Origin of the sequence: Acidovorax sp. ST3, from assembly GCF_003231145.1 — a bacterium.
Taxonomy (GTDB): domain Bacteria; phylum Pseudomonadota; class Gammaproteobacteria; order Burkholderiales; family Burkholderiaceae_C; genus Acidovorax.
Genome location: NZ_QKVP01000146.1, coordinates 1 through 512 on the forward strand (window position 1 = coordinate 1; position 512 = coordinate 512).

The following is a 512-nucleotide window of genomic DNA, read 5'->3' on the forward strand; positions in this document are numbered from 1 at the left end:
GGAACGGAATCACCAGTTGCACGTCGGCGGTGAGGACCTTCATCCGCGAAGTGCCTTCCCCGAAGTCTTCCTCGGGCGCGGCCATCGCGTTGAAGGCGCCCGTGCCGCGCCGCCAGGCCAGACCCGCATCGAGCGTGCTTTCGTGCAGGAATTCGCGGTGGGTCAGCCCCAGCTCCCAACCGCCGGTGCGACGCCGTTGAACCCCGATTTCCGTGTCGTCGATGAAGTTGTTGGACCTGCGCATCCAGCCGCGTCCATAGAACGAGGTCTTGCGGCTGGCATCCCGGTACACCACGCGCGACAGGCGCACTTCGGCGTTGTTGCTGGTGCCGCTGTAGAGGTAGTTCTGGCGGTATCCGGCAACGGTCTGGTGGTACCTGTAGCCGCTGAGGGTGGCGCTGATTGTCCAGTAGCCCCAGGGCGCGCCGTAATGCGTGGTGTATCCCCGGGAGCCCTTGCCGCTGGCGTTGAAGACGTCTTGACTGACGTTGACGTAGAACAGATCGTTCAAC

1 protein-coding gene is annotated in these 512 nt (G+C 63.9%); it reads right to left on the reverse strand.

Annotated features, from left to right (window positions below; all coding sequences use genetic code 11):
* Positions 1–512 (reverse strand): ShlB/FhaC/HecB family hemolysin secretion/activation protein (locus tag DNK89_RS24030; protein WP_161958993.1); only part of this gene is annotated, 512 nt, incomplete at both ends.